General features: G+C 44.3%; 19 protein-coding genes, 2 pseudogenes and 1 riboswitch. Of the genes and pseudogenes, 17 read left to right on the forward strand and 4 right to left on the reverse strand.

What is annotated here, in order from left to right:
* Positions 1–7: 7 nt before the first annotated feature.
* The gene (locus G5A70_RS12065) at positions 8–475 is read left to right on the forward strand and encodes a class I SAM-dependent methyltransferase (protein WP_226853691.1); all 468 of its coding nucleotides are present in this window, start codon (positions 8–10) and stop codon (positions 473–475) included.
* Between the two features lie 70 nt (positions 476–545).
* Here the strand turns inward: G5A70_RS12065 and G5A70_RS12070 are convergent, their stop codons facing one another.
* Positions 546–1,460 (reverse strand): DMT family transporter, encoded by a 915-nt coding sequence (locus G5A70_RS12070; RefSeq protein WP_173749886.1) that lies wholly within the window; start codon positions 1,458–1,460, stop codon positions 546–548.
* Positions 1,461–1,542: 82 nt separating this feature from the next.
* The gene (gene carB, locus G5A70_RS12075; protein WP_173749887.1) at positions 1,543–4,761 is read right to left on the reverse strand and encodes a carbamoyl-phosphate synthase large subunit; all 3,219 of its coding nucleotides are present in this window, start codon (positions 4,759–4,761) and stop codon (positions 1,543–1,545) included.
* Between the two features lie 226 nt (positions 4,762–4,987).
* On the opposite strand from carB, the gene G5A70_RS12080 reads away from it, so the two are divergent.
* The 11 genes from G5A70_RS12080 (at position 4,988) to eutH (ending at position 16,412) form a co-directional block, all read left to right on the forward strand.
* Entirely contained in the window at positions 4,988–5,692 is a 705-nt protein-coding gene (locus G5A70_RS12080) for an ABC transporter ATP-binding protein (protein WP_173749888.1), read from the forward strand.
* Positions 5,689–7,251 carry a putative ABC exporter domain-containing protein gene (locus tag G5A70_RS12085; RefSeq protein ID WP_173749889.1) on the forward strand — a complete coding sequence of 521 codons (1,563 nt, stop codon included), beginning with the start codon at positions 5,689–5,691 and terminating at the stop codon, positions 7,249–7,251. The genes G5A70_RS12080 and G5A70_RS12085 overlap by 4 nt, the downstream gene beginning before the upstream one ends.
* A gap of 36 nt (positions 7,252–7,287) precedes the next feature.
* Positions 7,288–8,310, forward strand: a complete 1,023-nt coding sequence (locus G5A70_RS12090; protein ID WP_173749890.1) for a nucleoid-associated protein — start codon at positions 7,288–7,290, stop codon at positions 8,308–8,310.
* Positions 8,311–8,429: 119 nt separating this feature from the next.
* Entirely contained in the window at positions 8,430–9,803 is a 1,374-nt protein-coding gene (locus G5A70_RS12095; RefSeq protein WP_173749891.1) for a sodium-dependent transporter, read from the forward strand.
* Between the two features lie 218 nt (positions 9,804–10,021).
* Positions 10,022–10,717: a UMP kinase gene (gene pyrH, locus G5A70_RS12100; RefSeq protein WP_173749892.1), complete on the forward strand. Its 696-nt coding sequence runs from the start codon at positions 10,022–10,024 to the stop codon at positions 10,715–10,717.
* Positions 10,718–10,758: 41 nt separating this feature from the next.
* On the forward strand, positions 10,759–11,313 hold the full coding sequence (frr, locus tag G5A70_RS12105) for a ribosome recycling factor (RefSeq protein ID WP_173749893.1): 555 nt from the start codon (positions 10,759–10,761) through the stop codon (positions 11,311–11,313).
* A gap of 65 nt (positions 11,314–11,378) precedes the next feature.
* Positions 11,379–12,086: an isoprenyl transferase gene (locus tag G5A70_RS12110; protein ID WP_173749894.1), complete on the forward strand. Its 708-nt coding sequence runs from the start codon at positions 11,379–11,381 to the stop codon at positions 12,084–12,086.
* Position 12,087: 1 nt separating this feature from the next.
* Positions 12,088–12,900 carry a phosphatidate cytidylyltransferase gene (locus G5A70_RS12115; protein ID WP_173749895.1) on the forward strand — a complete coding sequence of 271 codons (813 nt, stop codon included), beginning with the start codon at positions 12,088–12,090 and terminating at the stop codon, positions 12,898–12,900.
* 13 nt (positions 12,901–12,913) lie between these two features.
* Positions 12,914–14,056 (forward strand): 1-deoxy-D-xylulose-5-phosphate reductoisomerase, encoded by a 1,143-nt coding sequence (dxr, locus tag G5A70_RS12120; RefSeq protein WP_173749896.1) that lies wholly within the window; start codon positions 12,914–12,916, stop codon positions 14,054–14,056.
* Between the two features lies 1 nt (position 14,057).
* On the forward strand, positions 14,058–15,338 hold the full coding sequence (gene rseP / locus G5A70_RS12125) for an RIP metalloprotease RseP (protein ID WP_173749897.1): 1,281 nt from the start codon (positions 14,058–14,060) through the stop codon (positions 15,336–15,338).
* Between the two features lie 6 nt (positions 15,339–15,344).
* Positions 15,345–16,412, forward strand: a complete 1,068-nt coding sequence (eutH, locus tag G5A70_RS12130) for an ethanolamine utilization protein EutH (RefSeq protein ID WP_173749898.1) — start codon at positions 15,345–15,347, stop codon at positions 16,410–16,412.
* A gap of 99 nt (positions 16,413–16,511) precedes the next feature.
* On the opposite strand, the pseudogene G5A70_RS12135 reads toward eutH, so the two are convergent.
* Positions 16,512–17,096, reverse strand: a pseudogene (locus tag G5A70_RS12135) (peptidoglycan-binding protein); the annotation flags it as partial.
* Between the two features lie 180 nt (positions 17,097–17,276).
* Here G5A70_RS12135 and G5A70_RS12140 point away from each other — a divergent pair.
* Positions 17,277–17,978 (forward strand): DUF3990 domain-containing protein, encoded by a 702-nt coding sequence (locus G5A70_RS12140; protein ID WP_173749899.1) that lies wholly within the window; start codon positions 17,277–17,279, stop codon positions 17,976–17,978.
* Positions 17,965–18,375 carry a hypothetical protein gene (locus G5A70_RS12145; RefSeq protein ID WP_173749900.1) on the forward strand — a complete coding sequence of 137 codons (411 nt, stop codon included), beginning with the start codon at positions 17,965–17,967 and terminating at the stop codon, positions 18,373–18,375. The genes G5A70_RS12140 and G5A70_RS12145 overlap by 14 nt, the downstream gene beginning before the upstream one ends.
* Before the next feature lie 41 nt (positions 18,376–18,416).
* Here the strand turns inward: G5A70_RS12145 and G5A70_RS12150 are convergent, their stop codons facing one another.
* Positions 18,417–18,605, reverse strand: a complete 189-nt coding sequence (locus tag G5A70_RS12150; protein ID WP_173749901.1) for a helix-turn-helix domain-containing protein — start codon at positions 18,603–18,605, stop codon at positions 18,417–18,419.
* Between the two features lie 137 nt (positions 18,606–18,742).
* On the opposite strand from G5A70_RS12150, the pseudogene G5A70_RS12155 reads away from it, so the two are divergent.
* The 3 genes and pseudogenes from G5A70_RS12155 to rseP (G5A70_RS12165) all read left to right on the forward strand — a co-directional run.
* Positions 18,743–18,934, forward strand: a pseudogene (locus G5A70_RS12155) (phosphatidate cytidylyltransferase); the annotation flags it as partial.
* A gap of 13 nt (positions 18,935–18,947) precedes the next feature.
* Complete coding sequence (dxr, locus tag G5A70_RS12160) at positions 18,948–20,090, forward strand: 1-deoxy-D-xylulose-5-phosphate reductoisomerase (protein WP_173749902.1); 1,143 nt, start codon at positions 18,948–18,950, stop codon at positions 20,088–20,090.
* Between the two features lies 1 nt (position 20,091).
* A complete protein-coding gene (gene rseP, locus G5A70_RS12165) occupies positions 20,092–21,372 on the forward strand; it encodes an RIP metalloprotease RseP (RefSeq protein WP_173749903.1) in 1,281 nt (426 codons plus the stop codon).
* Positions 21,373–21,424: 52 nt separating this feature from the next.
* Positions 21,425–21,540: riboswitch (FMN riboswitch) on the forward strand.
* The last annotated feature ends 168 nt before the right edge of the window (positions 21,541–21,708 follow it).

A 21,708-nucleotide genomic window follows, 5' to 3' on the forward strand; every position in this document is an offset into this window, starting at 1 on the left:
CCTTAATTTGCTAATCAAAGAGTGTGCCAATCCTTCTGCGATTCCCTATGACAGTGAAACTTTTGACATTATTTTGAATCGACATGGGGATTTTAATGCAAAGGAATTATATCGTCTTTTGAAGCAGGACGGAATCTTTATTACCCAACAGGTTGGAGGGGAAAATGACAGAGATTTAGTGGAGATGGTTCTTCCCGGAAGCGAACCTCCTTTTCCTCATTTGAATCTGAAAGAGCAGAGAAAAGTGTTTGAAGAGGCCGGATTTCATATTCTTCGTGCAGAAGAAGCGTATCGTCCAATCAAGTTTTACGATGTGGGTGCATTTGTGTGGTTTGCCCGCATTATTGAATGGGAATTTCCCGGTTTTTCCGTGGATAAATGCTTCAAAGCATTATGGAAAATGCAGAATATTATTGAGGAAAAAGGGGAGATAGAAGGAACGATTCACCGTTATCTGATTGTAGCAGGAAAATAGAAAACAGTGAATGGAAACCAGAGAATAGAAGGCTGCCGTATGTGTTGAAATACGGCAGTCTTCTCTGTACTTATCCTTGTTTTTTCGGATTAATCTGTGCCAGTATAATGGCTCCAAACATCAGTACACATCCCAGGATTTCTCTTGGGCTTAGTGTCTCTCCAAGCAATATCCATCCCGCCAGAACGGAAACTACCGATTCCAGGCTGAGTATCAGAGAGGCAATGGTCGGGTCTGTACCGCGCTGACCGATAATCTGAAAGGTGTAGGCCACACCGCAGGAGAGAATACCCGCATAGCAGATGGGCAGCCAGGCTGCCCCGATATCAGCCCAGTGCGGCTCCTCAAAGAGAAACATAAGAACCGAGGACAGAGCGCCTGCAAACAGGAACTGGATGCAGGACAGCTTGGTTCCGCTGACCTTCTCTGTAAAATGATCCACCACCATAATGTGAATGGCAAAGCAGATGGAACAGATGAGAATCAGGAAATCTCCCTTACTCAGAGAAAGACTGCCTTTCATACAGAGCAGATACAGACCAACCAGAGCAATGACAACGCTTATCCAGATTTTCAGACCTGCTTTTCTTTTCAGAAAAATCCCCAGAATGGGTACAATAATAATGTAAAGAGCAGTGATGAAACCTGCTTTTGCCACAGTTGTGTAGGCAATTCCCACCTGCTGTAAGGTGGTGGATACAAACATCATAAAGCCGCAGATAAGTCCTCCGATGAGCAAATCTTTCGGACGGTCCATAACCGGCATTTTTGAGGCTGCACCGTCTTTTTTCTGCTCTTTTTTTGCAGATCGGGTCAGAAAAAAGACACAGGGAATCAGTACAATTCCACCTAAAAGACAGCGGACCGCGTTGAACGTGTATGGCCCTACATAGTCCATTCCTGCGCTCTGGGCCACAAAAGCCACGCCCCAGATAACAGCAGTGATAAAAAGAAGAATAAAGTTTTTTGAATATTTTGCTGACATGAGTTACTCCTTAAAAATAGAGGGGCTGCCGTAAAGAATACGGCAGCTCCCCTTTTGCTTAAATCTGATATTCTTACAGAAATTAATCCAGTGATTTGTGGTATTCCTGCAGAGATTTCAAGGTAGCAGTTTCTTTGGTAAGCACTGCTTTGATTCCTTTTGCGCTTGCAAGAGCAGCGGAAATCGTAGTGATGTAAGGAATCTTTTTGTTAATAGCGGTTTTACGCAGGTAAGAGTCATCATACTTGCTCTGTTTTCCGGCTGGTGTGTTGACAATTAAGTCAATTTTACCGTTTACCATAGCGTCATAGATGTTTGGACGTCCTTCCTGAAGTTTTTTCAGCATTTCACATTCCAGACCATTTTCCATAAAGTATTTTGCACAGCCTTCTGTGGAAACAATATGGAAGCCCAGTTCGCGGAACTGTTTTGCTACTTCTAAAGCGCCTGCACGGTCATTTTTGTTTACGCTGACTAAAGCTGTTCCGCCCAGAGGCAGTTTTGCTCCGGCAGCTTCCTGTGCTTTATAGTAAGCCATGCCAAAGGATTCGCTCAGCCCAAGCACTTCACCTGTAGAACGCATTTCCGGTCCCAGAAGAGGGTCAACTTCCGGGAACATATTAAACGGGAATACCGCTTCTTTTACTCCGTAGTACGGATGTGCTTTTTCTGTGAAAGCAGTAACGTCAGGACGTTCTCCGGTCAGCTCGTAGGTCATCAGCTTTGTGGCAATGTTTGCCATGTTGACGTTGCAAACTTTGGATACCAGCGGAACGGTACGGGAAGCTCTTGGGTTGGCTTCCAGAACGTATACCTTGCCTTCACAGATGGCATACTGCATGTTCATCAGACCTACCACTCCCATTTCGCATGCAATGGCAGTGGTATATTTGCGGATTAAAGCCTTGTTTTCTTCTGAAATTTCTACAGAAGGAATCACACAGGCAGAGTCTCCGGAGTGAATACCGGCCTGCTCAATGTGCTGCATAACCGTAGGAACGAAGGCATGTGTTCCGTCAGAAATGGCATCCGTTTCACACTCCAGGGCATTCTGAAGGAATTTATCCATGAGAATCGGGCGTTCCGGTGTGACGTCAATGGCAGCAGCCATGTAGTTTCTTAACATGTTGTCATCGTATACGACTTCCATACCACGTCCGCCTAACACATACGAAGGACGAACCATCATCGGATAACCAATGCGGTGTGCGATTTCCAGGGCTTCCTCTACGTTTACAGCCATACCGGATTCCGGCATAGGAATCTCTAACTTGTGCATCATTTCATTAAAGAGGTCACGGTCTTCTGCCATATCAATGACAGCAGGAGAAGTACCCAGAATGTGTGCACCGCGTTTTTCCAGTTCTGCTGCAATGTTCAGAGGTGTCTGGCCGCCGAACTGTACGATAATACCAAGAGGTTTTTCTTTGTTGTAAATAGACATAACGTCTTCTACAGTCAGAGGCTCGAAATACAGTTTATCAGAAGTATCATAGTCTGTGGAAACCGTTTCCGGGTTACAGTTTACCATGATGGTTTCAAAGCCCAGCTCTCTCAGTGTGAAGGCAGCGTGTACACAGCAGTAGTCGAATTCGATACCCTGTCCGATACGGTTAGGACCGCCGCCTAATACCATGATTTTTCTTCCGTTAGAAACAGGCGCTTTGTCTTCTCCGTTGTAGGTAGAGTAGTAATAAGCAGTAGGATCTTTTACACCGCTTACCGGTACTGCGTCCCAGCGTTCTTCCATACCAAGGGCTTCTCTGCGTTTGCATAATTCCCATTCATCTGTTTCCAGAAGCTGTGCCAGATATTTATCAGAGAATCCGTCTTTCTTTGCCTGAATCAGCAATTCGTCAGGAAGTTCCTGGCCTTTGTAAGAGAGAATCTTTTCTTCTTCATCAACCAGTTCTTTCATTTGCTCTAAGAACCACATTTTAATATAAGTCATTTCATGAAGTTTTTCCAAAGATGCTCCTTTGCGAATTGCTTCATATAAAATGAACTGTCTTTCGCTGGTTGCCTCAGTGAGTTTCAGATATAATTCATCTAAAGTCAGTTCATGCAGATTTTTCACAAAACCCATACCGTAGCAGCCTCTTTCCAGAGAGCGGATAGCTTTCTGAAGAGCTTCTTTATAGTTTTTACCGATAGACATAACTTCGCCTACGGCTTTCATCTGTGTACCTAATTTGTCCTGAGAACCTTTGAATTTCTCAAAAGCCCAACGAGCAAATTTTATAACCACATAGTCACCGGTTGGTTTGTATTTGTCCAGAGTTCCCTCTTTCCAGTAAGGAATTTCATCCAGTGTCAGTCCGGCAGCAAGAAGGGCGGATACATACGCAATCGGGAATCCGGTTGCCTTACTTGCAAGTGCGGAAGAACGGGAAGTTCTTGGGTTAATTTCAATAATTACCACACGGTCTGATACCGGGTCATGGGCGAACTGTACGTTTGTACCGCCGATAACGCCTACGGATTCTACGATGGCATGTGCCTGTTTTTCCAGACGATCCTGCAAGTCCTGAGAAATGGTCAGCATCGGTGCGGAACAGAAGGAGTCACCTGTGTGAACGCCTACCGGGTCAATGTTTTCGATAAAGCATACGGATACCTTATTTCCTTTGGCATCACGCACAACTTCCACTTCCAGTTCTTCCCAGCCTAAGATGGATTCCTCTACGAGAACCTGGTTAATCATGGAAGCAGCAATGCCTCTTGCGGCAACTTTCTTTAATTCTTCTTCATTGTAAACAAGACCGCCGCCGGTACCGCCCATGGTATAAGCAGGACGGATAACACAGGGATAGCCCAAATCTTTCGCAATTTTTACGGCTTCTTCTACAGAATAAGCAGGAGCGCTTCTGGCCATTTCAACACCCAGTTCGTCCATGGCTTTCTTGAATTCAATACGGTCTTCTCCGCGGCTGATAGCGTCCACCTGAACACCGATAACTTCTACGTTATACTTGGTCAGAACACCTGCGTGGTAAAGTTCTTCGCAGAGATTCAGACCGGACTGTCCGCCCAGGTTCGGAAGAAGGGCGTCTGGTCGTTCTTTTTCAATGATTTCTGTTAGACGGTCTACATTTAAAGGTTCGATGTAAGTGACATCTGCTGTGGAAGGGTCTGTCATAATGGTAGCAGGGTTGGAATTCACCAGAACAATTTCGTAACCCAGGCTTTTTAATGCTTTACAGGCCTGGGTGCCGGAATAGTCAAATTCACAGGCCTGTCCGATGATAATAGGACCGGAACCAATAATAAGAATTTTGTGTATATCGTTTCTCTTTGGCATAAAGAACCTCCATTTATATATGTTTTCATATAACGGGAATGTTAATCCAGAGACAGTATAACATAAGGAAAGTTTAGTTATCAAGATGAAATACCGGATTCCGGCGAAAACAGACAGTGATTTTCTTTACCTCCCTACACTTTTATGCTATAATTTATCAAAATTAAGAAAATACTGAGAATTTTCAGGAAAATTGCGAAAAAACAGGAGAAGGAGGAGGCACTTTATGATAGAAGTGAAAAATCTGACAAAACACTACAGTCTTTTGGAAAGTCCCGCAGTAAAGGACGTAAGTTTCTGCGCAAAAGAGGGGAAAATTACCATTTTGCTGGGGCCAAACGGAGCGGGGAAATCCACTACGATTAAAAGTATCGTAAATCTGCTGAATTATCAGGGGGAGATTAATATCTGCGGCTATCCGAACAGCAGTCTGGAGGCAAAAAAAAGTTTTGGCTATGTACCGGAGGTGCCTGTGCTTTACGACTTGCTGACAGTGGATGAAACCATTCACTTTATTGGAAAATCTTACCGTTTGCAGAATTACGGGAAAACAGCAGAAGAGTATCTGGAACTTTTTGATTTGACAAAACAGAGAAAGAAGCTGGCAAAAGAACTGAGTAAGGGTATGAGGCAGAAGCTGAGCATGCTTCTGGCGCTTCTTATACAGCCCAAAGCTCTGCTGGTGGACGAACCCATGGTGGGACTGGATCCGGCAAGTATTGAAGCTGTTCTGCAGCTTTTTGTGAGACTGAAAGAGGCGGGAACGTCTATTCTCATCAGTACTCATATTATTGATGTGGTGAACGAAATCTGGGACTGCGCCTACATTATGCAGCAGGGGGAAATCGTCCGGGAAATCCACAGAGGAGAGGAAGGCAGTGAAACTCTGAAGCAGATATTCTTTGAGACAACCGCGGAGGAAAAAGCATGAGTTCTTTATTCTATTTGACATTTTCTAAGTTAAAAGGCACAGTGAGAAATCAGTTCCGCAGTATCACCTCCGGTCTGGTGACGATTTTTATGGTGCTTCTTTACGGCGCTATGGTGGTTATGGTATTTGTCAGTTCCAGTACCTATAAACCGGAAAGTATGGGCATGAACGCCAATCTGGCCTTGATGTCAGGAATTGGAATGGCAGCGCTTTTCATGCTGACTGTGATGTTAAACAGCAGAAAGGCCTTAGTATATGATACCGATGCGCATTACCTTTTTGCAGGTCCTTACACCAGGGCGCAGATAAATTTTTACATTATGGGTCAGAGCATGCTTCAGGGGCTTTTGTATGGGCTTTTAGGCTGCTTTGTCATGGCTATGTTTTCCATAGACGGGTATTTTTCGGTTCCGTACTTTCTGATTACCCTGTTAGTTTTGTGGCTGGTGCTGTTTTTCTTTCTGCTTTTAGCGGATTACATTTATATGTGGTCTTTGGTGGACAGAAAGCACAGAAAATGGAATTATATTGTGGCAGCTGTATTCTGCGTTTTGACCGCAGCTGTCTTTTGGGTTTCTGCCCATCGGACCGGTTATGATATGAAAGCAGGACTTCTGGATTTTGTACTGAGCCGGGAATTTTGTTATGTGCCCTTTTTTGGCTGGGCCAAATGGGCTTTGAATGCTTTTTTGGAGAGAGAGTATTTGCCGGTGCTGTTGGGAACAGGGCTTTTGCTTGCAGCGGATGTCCTCATGGTGGTATTCTTTTTAAGGTTTCAAAAAGACATTGCCGAGCAGGCCGTGGCAGATGCCGAAGCAGTCAGTGAGTATGTCCGGAGAGTCAAGGCAAACGGCGGCATGGCCCAAAGTTCAGACCGGAAAATCAAACGAGTGAAGGGAGACTTCCCGGAGGGTGCCAGGGCGGTATTCTTTAAAAACCTGCTGATTATGCGGAAAACGGGAAATTTCCTGCGAAAACAGGATATGCTCATATTGGTGATTTACTTTGCTATCAGCTATGTCGTAATGCCTCAGGGGCGTTTTTATATGTTTTGCTATATGATGCTTTTGTGGCTGTTTAATCTGCTCAATGACGCAGAACTTCTGGGAGATTTGAAAAATTATCAGATTTATCTGATTCCGGAAAAACCTTTGTCAAAACTGGTATATGCCATTTTGCCTGCTTACATTAAGGTGGCGGTGATTGTCAGTGTTTCGGTGATATTTGCAGGAATCTTTAACCGTATGGATTTTCTTTCCATTTTGCAGTATCTGATTATGCTTTTGGGATACGGCATGATTTTTATAGCGGGAACCGTGCTGTCTGTGCGTATGTTAAAGGCCAGGAGCAACGTAATGCTGGAAAATCTTCTGCGTATGCTGCTGATTGTGGCCTGCGCAGTACCGGCTACTGTGATTGGCGTGTTGTGCTATTTCTTTTTCCAGGATTTACAGACCGCTATGATTGTGGTTTCTGTTATAACTCTGGCAATGAATTTTGTGATATCGGCACTTGTGATTGTGGCCTGCCAGGGCATGATGAATGGAAGAGAACTGTAAAGAACCGACAGAAAAACAGCAGTAAGGAGAGAAAACATGTTAGCAGCGAAAGAAGAGATTCGAATTGAACAGGCCGTGGTACATATTATGGATTCCGCGTTGGGAGTTCCGGTATTGTCCGATACGCTTCTGGACTGTAGTTCGGATTTTGCAGATTTTTTGAAAGCCCATATTTTCAGAATTGATACCAGTGATGATGTGAAAAACGGTACCTTTGAGGAAGAGGCATCGGTGTTTCAATTGTTAGAGGAATGGAACCCGGAGAAATTTTTGGAGATTTCCCAGAAAATAGCAGGGGAGTTATACACGCTGATGAACCAGAATATCGACATTCCGGCAGCGGATTTGCTGGTGGTGGAGTACAGTGTGGAGAAACACCGGTATCTGGCGCTTTTAAAGATGAATTACAAAACTTCGTATACCCATCTGACCAATGCAGACCCCTGGGGAAATAACAATGACATTATTATGCAGAAAGCCATTTTGCCAGGAGAAACCCAGAAGCTTTCGGAGGCTGCACTGATTGATTTGATGGCACCCCGGTATGTGCGGCTGGTGGAAAAGAAATACGATGTAAACGGAGTGAAAACCAATTATTTTTCTAAAATGTTTTTGAAATGCAAAGGTTCCCTGTCTTCAAAAAGTAAGTTGGCCATTGTCAGCAAAGCGGTGACACAGGTTCAGAAAAAATATTTTAATGAGTCTGAGCAGTTTGAGGTGCAGATGGAAACCAAAAGCATTTTAAATGAAGAATTTGCGCAGCAGGGCGGTTTTGAAGTTCCGGTGGTTATTGACAAAATTTTCAAGGAGCATCCCCAGATGAAAGAAGAGGTGCAGGAAAAGCTGGAGAAATATAATCTCACAGAGGCTACTGTGGAACCTCAAAATCCCGCCACCACTAAAAAGTTTACCAAGCAGCATTTGATGACGGATACGGGAATTGAGTTAAAAATTCCCATGGAGGAGTATAACAACAAAGACCGGATTGAATTTATCACCAATGCAGACGGTACCATTTCTGTCCTCATTAAAAATGTAGGCAGCATTGAAAGCAAATAGAAGTTGAGATTCTTTCAGGAACATGATATAATTACCCGGAATTGTCTCTTTAAAGTCGTTTAACATCAACGCTTTAACGGGAGCAAGAAACAAAGAAGAGGTAATGAAAGGTAATGAAAATGGAAAAAGAAAGAGAAAAATTTTCCTCCCGTCTTGGTTTTATCCTGATTTCTGCAGGATGTGCCATTGGACTGGGGAATGTATGGCGGTTTCCGTATATCACGGGAAAGTACGGCGGCGCGGCCTTTGTGCTGATTTATCTGTTTTTCCTGCTGGTGCTGGGTCTGCCCATTATGGTTATGGAGTTTGCCGTGGGACGTGCAAGTCAGAGAAGCATTGCCACCTCCTTTAACGTATTGGAGAAGAAGGGAAGCAAATGGCATATTTACCGCTATTTCGGTATGGCGGGAAATTATTTGCTGATGATGTTTTATACCACCATCGGCGGCTGGATGCTGGCTTATTTCTTTAAAATGGCAAAAGGTGAATTTCAGGGACTGGACACGAAAGGGGTCAGCCAGGCCTTTGATTCTCTGCGGGCAGATGCGCCGACCATGATTTTCTGGATGTTCCTGGTTGTGATCCTTAGTTTTCTGGTTTGTTCTATGGGACTGCAGAGCGGTGTGGAGAGAATCAATAAGATTATGATGGTTGTACTGCTGCTTTTAATGGGAGTTTTGGCAGTGAATTCCTGTCTTTTGCCGGGGGCGGCAGAAGGATTGAAATTCTATCTGGTGCCGGATTTTGGCAAATTGATGGAAAACGGGATTTCAGAAGCTGTCTTTGCTGCTATGGGGCAGGCGTTTTTTACCCTCAGTCTGGGCATTGGTGCACTGGGAATTTTTGGAAGTTACATAGGGAAGGAAAGAAAGCTGACAGGAGAGGCTGTCAACATTCTGATTCTGGACACTACTGTGGCCCTGATTGCAGGCATGATTATTTTCCCCGCATGTTTTGCTTTCGGCATCAATCCGGGAGAAGGACCGGGGCTGGTCTTTGTTACACTGCCCAATGTGTTTAATGAGATGCCCGGCGGAAGACTCTGGGGTGCGTTGTTTTTCCTGTTTATGACTTTTGCGGCGCTGTCTACCATTATTGCAGTGTTCCAGAACCTGATTTCCTTTGCACAGGATTTGTGGAACTGGAGTTTGAAAAAGGCCGTGGTGGTAAATGGGGTGGCTGTGTTCGTATTGTCTCTGCCTTGTATTTTCGGCATGACTGTCTGGAGTGATTTTACGATTCTGGGCAAGCAGATTATGGATTTTGAGGACTTCTTAGTCAGCAACAATATGCTGCCTCTGGGCTCTTTGGTCTATCTGCTGTTCTGTGTCAGCCGCTATGGCTGGGGCTGGGATAACTTCCTGAAGGAGGCCAATACAGGTGAGGGGATATCTTTCCCTAAAAAACTGAGAGTGTATCTGACTTTTGTACTTCCTCTGGTGGTATTTTATATCTTTATCCAGGGATACTGGAGTTTGTTCAAGAGTTTGTAAAGAGAGTTTTTGCTTAAAAATGCTGTGGGAAACCCGGCTGCGAAATAGAGATACATGGATGAAAATGTATGAATGTTTCGGACAGCTGTTTCCTGCAGTATTCTTTTTTCGCAGTTTTGGAAAAATTTCTTGAAATCATGAGACTTTATGGGTATACTTAAAGCAAAGCGGCGCTTTGTGCCGTGACGGGAGAATCAAGAGATAAAGGAGCTTAAAGAATGAAGAGAATATTACTGAAATTAAGCGGTGAAGCGCTGGCCGGCCCGAAGAAAACCGGATTTGACGAAGCAACGGTTATGGAAGTTGCAAAGCAGGTAAAGGTACTGGTAGAAGAAGGGATTCAGGTAGGTATTGTCATCGGAGGAGGAAACTTCTGGAGAGGACGTACCAGTGAAAACATGGACCGGACAAAAGCAGACCAGATTGGTATGCTGGCTACTGTGATGAACTGCATTTATGTTTCAGAAATTTTCAGAGCGGCAGGCATGAAGACCAGTGTGCTGACACCTTTTGAGTGCGGTTCTTTCACAAAACTGTTTTCCAAAGACCGCGCAAATAAATATTTTGAAAGAGGCATGGTTGTTTTCATGGCAGGCGGAACCGGTCATCCTTATTTTTCCACAGATACAGCTACTGTACTTCGTGCCATTGAGATTGAGGCAGAGACTATCTTCCTGGCAAAGGCAGTAGACGGGGTATACGACAGCGACCCCAAGACAAATCCGGACGCAAAGAAATACGATGAAGTCAGTATTCAGGAAGTCATTGACAAAAAACTGGCAGTTGTGGATATGACAGCATCCATTTTATGTATGGAAAACAAAATGCCTATGCTGGTATTTGGCTTAAATGAAGAAAACAGCATTGTCAATACCGCACACGGCAAATTTACAGGAACGAAGGTTCTGGTATAAAGGCTGCACAGGCAGACAGAAAAGATTAGGAGGATTTTAAAATGGCAGATGAGAGAATACAGGTATATGAAAGCAAGATGACAAAGACTTTAGACGGTCTGACAAAGGAACTGGCAACGATCCGTGCGGGACGTGCAAATCCGCATATTCTGGATAAGCTGACCGTAGATTATTACGGAACACCTACACCGCTTCAGCAGGTGGCAAACATTACGGTTCCGGAAGCTCGCATGATTCAGATTCAGCCATGGGAAGCGTCTCTGATTAAAGAAATTAGCAAAGCCATTATGGCATCTGATTTGGGATTAAATCCAAACAGCGATGGTAAAATTATTCGTCTGGTATTGCCGGAACTGACAGAAGAGAGAAGAAAAGAACTGGTAAAAGATGTCAAGAAAAAAGGCGAAGCTGCAAAAGTAGCTGTCCGCAATGTCCGCAGAGACGCCAATGACGCATTTAAGAAATTGGCAAAGCAGGACATATCTGAAGATGAAATCAAAGAACTGGAAGAAAAAATTCAGAAGGTTACAGATAAGTTTGTAAAAGAAATTGATAAAGCAGTAGATGAAAAATCCAAAGAAATTTTGACTGTATAAAACAGTGGGAAGGGGCACATACAGCTTGCGGTATTGTGCCTCTTTTATGCGTAGGAGGAAAAAATATGAAAGTTCCCAATCATGTAGCCATCATTTTAGACGGCAACGGACGCTGGGCAAAAGCAAAAGGAATGCCGAGAACATACGGGCATATTAAGGGTTGTGAAAATCTGGAAAAAATCTGCAGCATAGCCAAGGAACTGGGAGTAAAGTATCTCACTGTGTATGCCTTTTCCACGGAAAACTGGAAACGCTCCAGGGAAGAGGTAGACGGACTGATGAAGCTGTTCCGCAATTATATGAAGAAATGTATTAAGATTTCTGCGGAAAATAAAATGCGGGTAAGGGTTATCGGAGACCCCAGGGCCTTTGATGAAGATTTGCAGAAGAAAATACAGGAATTAGAAGAATATTCCAGCCAGTATGATGAACTTCACTTTCAGATTGCCTTAAACTACGGAAGCCGGGATGAAATGAAAAGAGCCATGCAGCACATGGCAGAAGAAGTGCAGAAAGGAAATCTGCAGCCGGAAGAGATTACAGAGGAAACCATTTCTTCCTATCTGGATACCAGGGGACTGCCGGATCCGGACCTTTTAATCCGCACCAGCGGAGAGGAACGGCTTTCTAACTTCCTGATGTGGCAGCTGGCTTATACGGAGTTTTATTTTACCGATGTGCCGTGGCCGGATTTCAATAAACAGGAATTTGAAAGAGCCATTGACAAGTACAATCACAGAGAACGCAGATATGGCGGCGTAAAGGAGGAGTAAGATGTTTAAGACAAGACTTTTAAGCGGTATTATCCTGGTTCTCATTGCCGTTTTGTCTATTGCAGCAGGTGGGCCAGTGCTTTTTGCGGTGCTTCTTGGCATTTCCCTGATTGGGGTTTTTGAATTGTATCGGGCTATGGGGGTACACCAGAAGGGCTTTGGACCTCTGGAAATAGCCGGATATAGCGGTACAGTGCTGTATTATCTGACTCTTTTATGGACAAAATCAGAGAGTTTTTCTACCATGGTGATACTGTTTACTCTGGTGCTGATTATGTGTGTCTATGTGTTTTATTATCCCAGATACAGGGCAGAACAGATTATGGCAGCTCTTTTCGGCATGGTTTATGTGGCAGTTATGCTGTCCTACATTTATAAAACCAGGAATCTGGAAGGCGGCGCCTGGCTTGTGGGTCTGATTTTCTTAAGTTCCTGGGGGAGCGATACCTGCGCTTACTGTGTGGGCATGCTCATTGGCAAACACAAAATGGCGCCGGTGTTAAGTCCAAAGAAATCCGTGGAAGGCGGTATCGGGGGTGTAGCAGGAGCGGCGCTTCTGGGTGCTTTGTATGCTTTGGCCATTGCAGGACTGAATCCGGCAGAAGGTCACACACCGCTTATGTATGCCCTTATCTGTGCTGTGGGAGCGCTGATTTCCATGGTGGGAGATTTGGCGGCATCGGCTATTAAGAGAAACAAGGAAATCAAGGATTACGGAACACTCATTCCGGGACACGGCGGGATTTTGGACCGCTTCGACAGTGTGATTTTCACTGCCCCGTTTATTTATTTTCTGGCGAGTGTGCTGATTTAAAGAGGAAAGTGGTATGAAAAAAATTGCAATTTTAGGCTCTACGGGTTCTATTGGAACACAGACGCTGGATATTGTGAATAAAAATGAAGATTTGCAGGTGGTTGGACTTGCGGCAGGCAGTAATATTTCCATGCTGGAAGAACAGATTCGCAGATTTCATCCGAAACTGGCGGCTGTGGGAAATGAAGAAAAAGCAAAAGAACTGCGGGAAAAGGTAAAGGATACGGACTGCAAAATAGCGGGAGGCATGGACGGCCTGCTGGAACTGGCGGCTATGGAGGAATCGGAGATTCTGGTTACAGCTATTGTAGGGATGATTGGTATCCGGCCAACTATGGAAGCCATTAAAGCCGGAAAGGACATTGCCCTGGCCAATAAAGAGACGCTGGTAACGGCAGGACACCTTATTATGCCTCTGGCCCGGCAGTGCGGGGTGAAAATTCTTCCTGTGGACAGTGAGCACAGCGCTATTTTCCAGTGTCTGAACGGAGAACGGGAAAGAACCATTGACAGGCTGCTTATTACTGCGTCCGGCGGTCCCTTCCGGGGAAGGAAGAGAGAAGAACTGGAGCAGATACGAGTGGAAGACGCTTTGAAACACCCCAACTGGGCTATGGGACAGAAGATTACCATTGATTCCGCCACTTTAGTGAATAAAGGTTTGGAGGTTATGGAGGCGAAATGGCTCTTTGACGTGGATTTAGACCGGATTCAGGTGGTGGTGCAGCCCCAGAGTGTGATTCACTCTATGATACAGTTTACAGACGGCAGTATTATGGCTCAGCTTGGAACTCCTGATATGCGCCTGCCCATACAGTATGCCCTGTACGGGGGAGAACGCAGGTATCTGGACGGAGAACGGCTGGATTTCGCCGCGTTGGGCTCTATAACTTTTGAAAACCCGGACATGGAGACGTTTAAAGGTTTGCCTCTGGCTATGGAGGCTTCCGGAAGAGGCGGGTCTATGCCTACGGTATTCAATGCGGCAAATGAAAAGGCGGTTGCCTTGTTTTTACAGAGAAAAATTCGTTTTCTGGATATTTATACGATTATTGAGGAAGCTATGGAAAGGCATGAGGTCATATCCAATCCTGCCGTAGAAGACATACTGAATATCGAACAAGACGTATACGACAGAATTGAAAGCAGGTGGTAGGTTGAAAATTTTAATTGCAGCGATTGTATTTTCCGTGATTGTCCTTTTTCATGAACTGGGACATTTTCTTCTGGCGAAGAAGAATGGTATTACGGTGATTGAATTCTCTCTGGGTATGGGTCCCCGGCTTTTGTCAACAGAGCGGGGCGGTACCCGATATTCTCTTAAGCTGTTTCCTATTGGCGGCTCCTGTATGATGGCAGGGGAAGATGATGACGATACCAGTGAGGGTTCTTTTAACAATGCCTCCGTGTGGGCAAGAATTTCCGTAGTGGCAGCAGGGCCGGTATTTAACTTTATTCTGGCCTTTGTTTTTGCCATGATTATTACCAGTGTTATGGGCTATGACCCTCCGAAGGTGCTGCAGGTAACGGAGGGTTCTCCGGCCTGGGAAGCAGGTTTAAGGGAAGGTGATGTGATTACCGAGTTTCAGGGAAAGAATATTGTTATCGGCAGAGATTTGGATTCTTATATGACGCTTCACGGACTGCAGGATGAAACGATTTCTCTGACCTATAAACGGGACGGGAAGAAGCAGGATATTACATTCCGGGCCAATAGTGAAAGTAAGTATATGCTGGGATTTCATTATGCGTCAGAAGGGGAACCGGAGATTCTGCAGGTGATGTTGAACAGTTCCATGCAGAAAGCAGGTGTACAGGCCGGAGATATTATCCGGGAAATTAACGGCGTGGAAGTCAAGGACAGCGCCCAGCTGCAGGACTATTTAAAGGAGCACCCTCTGGATGGTTCGGAAGTAAAGCTGGGAATTGAGAGAAATGGAAAGCTGGAAACCATTTCCGCAAAGCCTCAGATGACAAAACAGATAGATTCCGGATTTGTTTACAATGTTTACCGGGAAAAGACGAATTTTCTGGGAGTTATCCGTTACAGCGCTACAGAAGTGCGGTACTGGATTTCCACTACCATAGAGAGTCTGGCTATGCTGGTTAAAGGACAGTTTTCGGTCAATGACCTTTCCGGTCCTGTGGGTATCATTGATGTTATGGGTGATTCCTATGAAGCGGCGAAGACGGAAGGCGCTGTTATGGTATCCATGCAGATGTTGTACTGGGCTATTTTGTTGTCCGCAAACCTGGGAGTGATGAACCTGCTGCCTATTCCGGCCCTGGACGGCGGAAGACTGGTTTTTCTGCTTGTTGAGGCTGTGCGGAGAAAGAGACTGAATCCTAATGTGGAAGGCATGGTGCATTTTGCAGGATTTGTATTGCTTATGTTGCTTATGGTTTTTGTGATGTTTAATGATTTCAGGAGATTGTAAGCAGCTATGAATGAGATTTTGATGTATGTATTGGCAGCAGGTGTGCTTCTGGGTGGGATTGACCAGCTTTTGGGAAATAAGAGAGGATATGGAAAATGTCTGGAGGAGGGCTTTATGCTTATGGGGCCCACAGCTCTTTCCATGGTAGGCATGTTATGTCTGATACCTCTTATTTCTCAGGCATTCCGCACTTTTGTGGTTCCCATTTTTACCCTTACAGGCGCGGACCCTTCGGTGCTGGGCGGTATTCTGGCTATTGATATGGGCGGTTATCAGCTGGCAAAGGAACTGGCAAATAATCCCCAGGTGGGAAGTTATGCAGGAGTTCTGATTGCTTCCACCTTTGGGTGTACGTTGGTGTTTACCATTCCAGTAGGCATGGAAATCGTGGAGGAAGAGGACAGAGGCGCCTTTGCAAAAGGAATTCTGACCGGACTGGCAGCGCTTCCTGCCGGGCTTTTGGCAGGAGGACTGCTGTGCGGGCTTTCCTTTGGGGAAGTTATCTGGCAGAGCATGCCTGTGTTTGTTCTGTCCCTGCTTCTGGGGCTGGGACTGAAATGCGCGCCAAGAGTCATGATGAAAGGGTTTCGGGTGTTTGCCAGAGGTATGAAGCTTCTGATTACTCTGGGGCTGATTTTAGGAGCGTTGTCGTATTTCCTGAAACGGGACTTGATACCGGGGCTGGCCCCCATAGAAGATGCGCTGGCCGTGGTAGCCTCTATTGGTATTACTATGCTGGGAAGTCTTCCTCTGGCCGAATTTTTAAGACGGCTGATGCGGAAGCCGTTCCGAAAGCTGGGACACCATTTTGGGCTCAATGAGACCAGTGTGTCCGGACTGATGATTGGTATGGTCAGCCCCATTCCCCAGCTTACTTCCATGAAGGACATGGATTCGCTGGGAAAAGTGGCAAATACAGCTTTTGCCGTCAGCGCGGCCTCTGCCCTGGCAGCTCATGCCGGATTTACCTTAAGTGTGGAACCGGACATGGTTGGGGCTATGCTGGCAGCGAAAATAGTAGGTGCTGCGACGGCAGTGGCGGCCGTTTTGCTGTTGGAAAGAAAACGGCGGTAAAAGGCAGGAAAGAAAGGTTACACAGGCATACAGAAAGAGTTACAGACCTTTTTAGGGAGTAAGTTTCTGTATGCCTGTTTTGGGTCTTTAAGGTGAATTTTAAACCAGTTCAGCAATTCTGGTGACACCTACATAAATGTCCTGAATTTCGTACCAGGTGGGATAATCCACCACGCCAGTTGCGGGAAGACCGAAGATTCTCTGAAATTCCCGAACTGCATTCTGGGTGGCCTCTCCGTAAATTCCGTCAGCTGTCACGGAAGGAAGGGCAGGGTAAGCTTTGCTGATGGCATTTAGCTGTTCCTGTATCTGGCGTACTTTGCTGCCGGAGGAGCCAATGTCCAGCGGCTGTCCAGGCCAGGAAGCAGGAATACCGGAAATTTCTTCTGCGGTATTGATGTACATGTTGTCACCGTAGAAATTCCGCAGAATTTCAATAGCAGAGTAGCCCTGGTCACCCAAATACTTCGACCCCCACTGTGTCATCCAATTTGGACACTGGACCCGTTCTCCGTCACAGTATTGGGTGAGAATGGGCTGCCGTACGCCAGGGCGAGACAGATAGTTGTCGAAAAGTTCGTCTACGATTTGGGAAATGCTTTCAAAAATATTGCGCCCGTACATCCATTTGTGGTCAAAGGCAGTGGAAGAGGTGATGGTGAAATCGTAGCCTTTGTTCCGGTACACCGAAATCAATACATATTCGGGGTTACAGAAACCTCATTATCAATGAATTGGTGATTAAAAAAGAAGAAACAAGAGTAAAGAAGTCGTTAAACAAGGGGGAAAGATAGACTTGTTTAATTTCGAATATCCATTTATAATTACAATAGGTAAAAGATACACGGAAAGGTTGTCGTAAATATGATAAAAGTTTTTCACGGTTCTGATCATATTATAAAAATACCCCGTTATATGGGCGGTAAAACTGATAATGATTATGGAAATGGATTTTATACAACAGAATATGAAGAACGTGCCAGAAGTTGGGCAACACTCAACGGTAATCCGCAAAAATCAATTGTAAATATGTATCAGCTTGATTTAGATGGATTAAACATATTGGATTTGAATGAACGTGGGGTTTTAGCTTGGATTGCTGAAGTGGTATCGAATAGAGGAACGAATCAAGAAGCTGCAAGTATTGTTGGAGAAAGGCTTGTTGAATTATACGCACCGAATCACGATGGGTACGATATTATAAAAGGATATCGTGCAGATGATAGTTATACACAGGTTGTGGAAGCATTTTTGTTAAACCAGATTAATATTTTTGAAGTAGAGCATCTGTTTTATAAGGGATCGTTAGGAAATCAGATTTTTTTGAAGTCAAAAAAAGCGTTTGAACATATTAAGTGGTTGGAATCGTATGAAGTAGTCATGCTAGAAGAATATAAAAACTCAGATATGTATGCAAGAAGAGAAGTGAATCGATTTTTAAAGGAACGTATGAAAGCAATTTTGATTGATGGATATACAGTGCCAGGAATTACTGCAAGATATGCAATTCAGAATCCATTAGTTTATAATCATGAAATTGGAGGATATGAAAATGCCAGCGTATGATGAATGTTATTTGGATAGTATGATTACGAAGACAAGGTATCTGTTTAAATTGATTGGCAGAAATTGTTCGGATCCTTTTTTGATGATTTCGAAGTATATGAAATGTGATTATAGGAAATATATGGACATGGGGAATCCGATGTACTTAAATAAGACTCCGAAGCAAATTATGGAAGAATTGGGTGTCAGCATTCAAAGCGGCCATGAGACAGATGAGAAATATGACGAGTTTATATTAGAGTGGATGGCAGATATTTATGTGTATATGCAGTGGGAATATGACCTTTCATCATCGGAAATTGTAGAGAAGCTAACGCCGGAGAAATTATATAAGCAATACTATCCGTTGCATGAAACTTCTGTTGAAAACGGTGTGAGAAAATTGCTAAGTATGTAGAGGATGCGTGGACCGCATCCTCTACTACATTTTTACCATCATTAATATTTGTAGGATACTTTGCTAATGATGTATTCGATTAAACATTTTTTGGGGATTTTCCAGTCTTTCCCTTCTTTAAATCCTTTCAATTGCCCAGTACGAACAATTTTATATGTTTGAGAGGTGCCTATTTTAAGAATATCCGCAACCTCTGGAATGGTTAAAATATCATCATAAGCTTCAAGCATGTTACTTTACCCCCATTAAGTTAATATCCATATTAGATGCTAATGCGTATATTTGTCTGAGGAAATCTTTAAATACGGAACCAATGAAAGGTGACGTGTCAAGACGATGACTTGTTGTTGAAATGATAAAATGCGTGTATGGTATCATCTGTGCCGTAGGAGCATTGATTTCCATGGTAGGGGATTTGGCTGCTTCTGCGATTAAGAGAAACAAAGAGATTAAAGATTACGGAAAACTGATACCGGGACATGGAGGGATTCTGGATCGGTTTGACAGCGTGATTTTTACAGCACCGTTTATCTATTTTCTGGCAAACGTGTTGATTTAAGGAGAAGGTAAGTATGATAAAAATTGCGATTTTAGGTTCTACAGGTTCCATTGGAACCCAGACCCTGGATATTGTGAGAAAAAATAAAGATTTACAGGTTCTTGGCCTGGCAGCAGGAAGAAATATTTCCATGCTGGAGGAACAAATCCGGGAATTTTCTCCAAGACTGGCAGCAGTAGGAGATGAAGAAAAAGCGGCAGAACTCAGAGAACGGGTCAAAGACACAGACTGCAAGGTAGTGGGAGGTATGGATGGACTTCTGGAACTGGCGGCTATGGAAGGCACACAGATTCTTGTCACAGCTATTGTGGGAATGATCGGAATCCGTCCTACTATTGAAGGAATCAAAGCAGGCAAAGATATTGCACTTGCTAATAAAGAGACCTTGGTCACAGCGGGACATATCATCATGCCGCTGGCAGAGCAATATGGGGTACGGATTCTGCCGGTGGACAGTGAACACAGTGCTATTTTCCAGGCATTAAACGGAGAAGAACATAAGACCATTGACAAATTGCTCATCACTGCATCCGGAGGTCCTTTCAGAGGAAGAAAAACAGAAGACCTGAGAGACATTCAGGTGGAAGATGCCCTGAAGCATCCAAATTGGGCTATGGGGCAGAAGATTACCATTGACTCAGCGACCCTGGTGAACAAGGGCTTAGAAGTCATGGAAGCGAAATGGCTGTTCGGTGTTGATCTGGATCAGATTCAGGTAGTGGTGCAGCCCCAGAGTGTGATTCATTCTATGATTCGGTTTACAGATGGCAGTGTGATGGCACAGCTTGGAACACCGGATATGCGGCTGCCGATTCAATATGCTCTTTATGGTGGAACCAGGAGATATCTGGATGGGGAACGTCTGGATTTTGCAAAACTTGGTTCTATTACCTTCGAGAATCCAGATATGGAAACCTTCAAAGGCCTGCCTCTTGCCATGAAGGCATCACGAACAGGTGGTTCTATGCCAACGGTATTTAACGCTGCAAATGAAAAGGCAGTGGCTCTGTTCCTTCAGAAAAAAATTGCTTTTCTGGATATTTACCGGATTATTGAGGATGCTATGGAGAGTCATAAAGTAATCCCGGCACCTACCGTAGAAGAGATTTTAAATATCGAACAAGAAATATACAATAGAATTGAAAGCAGGTGGTAGATTGAAAATTTTAATTGCACTGTTGGTATTTTCTGTGATTGTGCTGTTTCATGAACTAGGGCATTTTCTCTTGGCAAAGAGAAACGGTATCGCAGTCACAGAGTTCTCCCTGGGAATGGGGCCGAGGCTTCTTTCTACAGAAAAAGGAGGAACCAGATACTCTTTGAAACTTTTTCCTATCGGAGGCTCCTGTATGATGGTAGGAGAAGATGAGGATGATGACAGCGAAAGGTCTTTCAATAATGCATCTGTATGGGCAAGAATATCAGTAGTTGCAGCAGGACCTATTTTTAACTTTATCCTAGCCTTTGTGTTTGCCATGATCATTACCAGCGTGGTAGGATATGATCCGGCAAGAGTGCTGCAGGTGACAGAAGGATCTCCGGCAGCCCAGGCAGGACTGAAAGAAGGAGATATCATCAAAGAATTTCAGGGAAGGCATATTTCCATAGGCCGTGACCTGGATTCTTATATGACGTTACATGGACTGAAAGACGAAGAAATTTCTTTGACCTATGAAAGAGATGGGAAGAAGCACGATATTCAGTTCCAGGCAAATAGTGAAAGCAGATATATGCTTGGTTTTACTTATTTGTCCGAAGGAATACCAGAGATTACCCAGGTCATGTTAAACAGTGCTATGACAAAAGCCGGCGTAATGCCAGGAGATATTATCAGGGAGATCAATGGAACTGCAGTTGCAGACAGCCAGGAGATTCAGGCATATTTGCAGGAGCATCCGCTGGATGGAACAGAGATTACTCTTGGGATTGAAAGAGACGGAAAAGTGGAGACAATCTCTGCAATCCCACAGATGACCAAACATGTAGATTCTGGATTTATCTACAATATTTACCGGGAAAAGACAAATTTTCTGGGTGTTATGAAATACAGTGCAGTGGAAGTGCGGTACTGGGTTTCTACAACCGTAGAGAGTCTAATGATGCTCATAAAAGGGCAGTTTTCGGTCAATGATCTTTCCGGTCCGGTGGGAATCATCGATGTCATCGGAGATTCTTATGAGGAAGCAAAAAGTGAGGGTGCCATGATGGTGTGGATGCAGATGCTGTACTGGGCAATCCTGCTTTCAGCGAACCTGGGTGTTATGAATCTTCTTCCCATACCTGCTCTTGACGGAGGCAGGCTTGTATTCTTGCTCATTGAGTCTGTGAGAAAGAAACGGTTGAATCCCAATGTGGAGGGTATGATTCATTTTGCAGGTTTTGTCCTCCTGATGATGCTGATGGTATTTGTGATGTTTAACGATTTTAGGAGATTATAAGAAATTTCTTGAAAAAACTGCCGTTGTGGCATATAATAAAAGCAAATAAAAGAAAATTCTTCGGGGCGGGGCGTGATTCCCCACCGGCGGTATAGTCCGCGAGCGCAGATGCGTTGATTTGGTGAGATTCCAAAACCGACAGTATAGTCTGGATGAGAGAAGAAAGATTCGTGATTGTTCCAAGATGATTTTTCATGTGTATCTATGGAAAATCAAAAACGGATATTAGCCCTGAGTATTTTGCTCAGGGCTTTTTGTTTGATGGGAGGTTGCATTTTCCATCACAGGGACATTGCAGGGTCTACATTCAAAACGAAAGGATTTCCTTTTATATCA

Source organism: Blautia hansenii, assembly GCF_013304445.1.
Taxonomy (GTDB): domain Bacteria; phylum Bacillota; class Clostridia; order Lachnospirales; family Lachnospiraceae; genus Blautia.

Bases quoted from the DNA above. Each gene is read 5' to 3' on its own strand.
- G5A70_RS12070 (WP_173749886.1), bottom strand. From the start codon at position 1,460: ATGTCAGCAAAATATTCAAAAAACTTTATTCTTCTTTTTATCACTGCT.
- carB (WP_173749887.1), bottom strand. From the start codon at position 4,761: ATGCCAAAGAGAAACGATATACACAAAATTCTTATTATTGGTTCCGGT.
- G5A70_RS12080 (WP_173749888.1), top strand. From the start codon at position 4,988: ATGATAGAAGTGAAAAATCTGACAAAACACTACAGTCTTTTGGAAAGT.
- G5A70_RS12085 (WP_173749889.1), top strand. From the start codon at position 5,689: ATGAGTTCTTTATTCTATTTGACATTTTCTAAGTTAAAAGGCACAGTG.
- G5A70_RS12090 (WP_173749890.1), top strand. From the start codon at position 7,288: ATGTTAGCAGCGAAAGAAGAGATTCGAATTGAACAGGCCGTGGTACAT.
- G5A70_RS12095 (WP_173749891.1), top strand. From the start codon at position 8,430: ATGGAAAAAGAAAGAGAAAAATTTTCCTCCCGTCTTGGTTTTATCCTG.
- pyrH (WP_173749892.1), top strand. From the start codon at position 10,022: ATGAAGAGAATATTACTGAAATTAAGCGGTGAAGCGCTGGCCGGCCCG.
- frr (WP_173749893.1), top strand. From the start codon at position 10,759: ATGGCAGATGAGAGAATACAGGTATATGAAAGCAAGATGACAAAGACT.
- G5A70_RS12110 (WP_173749894.1), top strand. From the start codon at position 11,379: ATGAAAGTTCCCAATCATGTAGCCATCATTTTAGACGGCAACGGACGC.
- G5A70_RS12115 (WP_173749895.1), top strand. From the start codon at position 12,088: ATGTTTAAGACAAGACTTTTAAGCGGTATTATCCTGGTTCTCATTGCC.
- dxr (WP_173749896.1), top strand. From the start codon at position 12,914: ATGAAAAAAATTGCAATTTTAGGCTCTACGGGTTCTATTGGAACACAG.
- eutH (WP_173749898.1), top strand. From the start codon at position 15,345: ATGAATGAGATTTTGATGTATGTATTGGCAGCAGGTGTGCTTCTGGGT.
- G5A70_RS12140 (WP_173749899.1), top strand. From the start codon at position 17,277: ATGATAAAAGTTTTTCACGGTTCTGATCATATTATAAAAATACCCCGT.
- G5A70_RS12145 (WP_173749900.1), top strand. From the start codon at position 17,965: ATGCCAGCGTATGATGAATGTTATTTGGATAGTATGATTACGAAGACA.
- G5A70_RS12150 (WP_173749901.1), bottom strand. From the start codon at position 18,605: ATGCTTGAAGCTTATGATGATATTTTAACCATTCCAGAGGTTGCGGAT.
- dxr (WP_173749902.1), top strand. From the start codon at position 18,948: ATGATAAAAATTGCGATTTTAGGTTCTACAGGTTCCATTGGAACCCAG.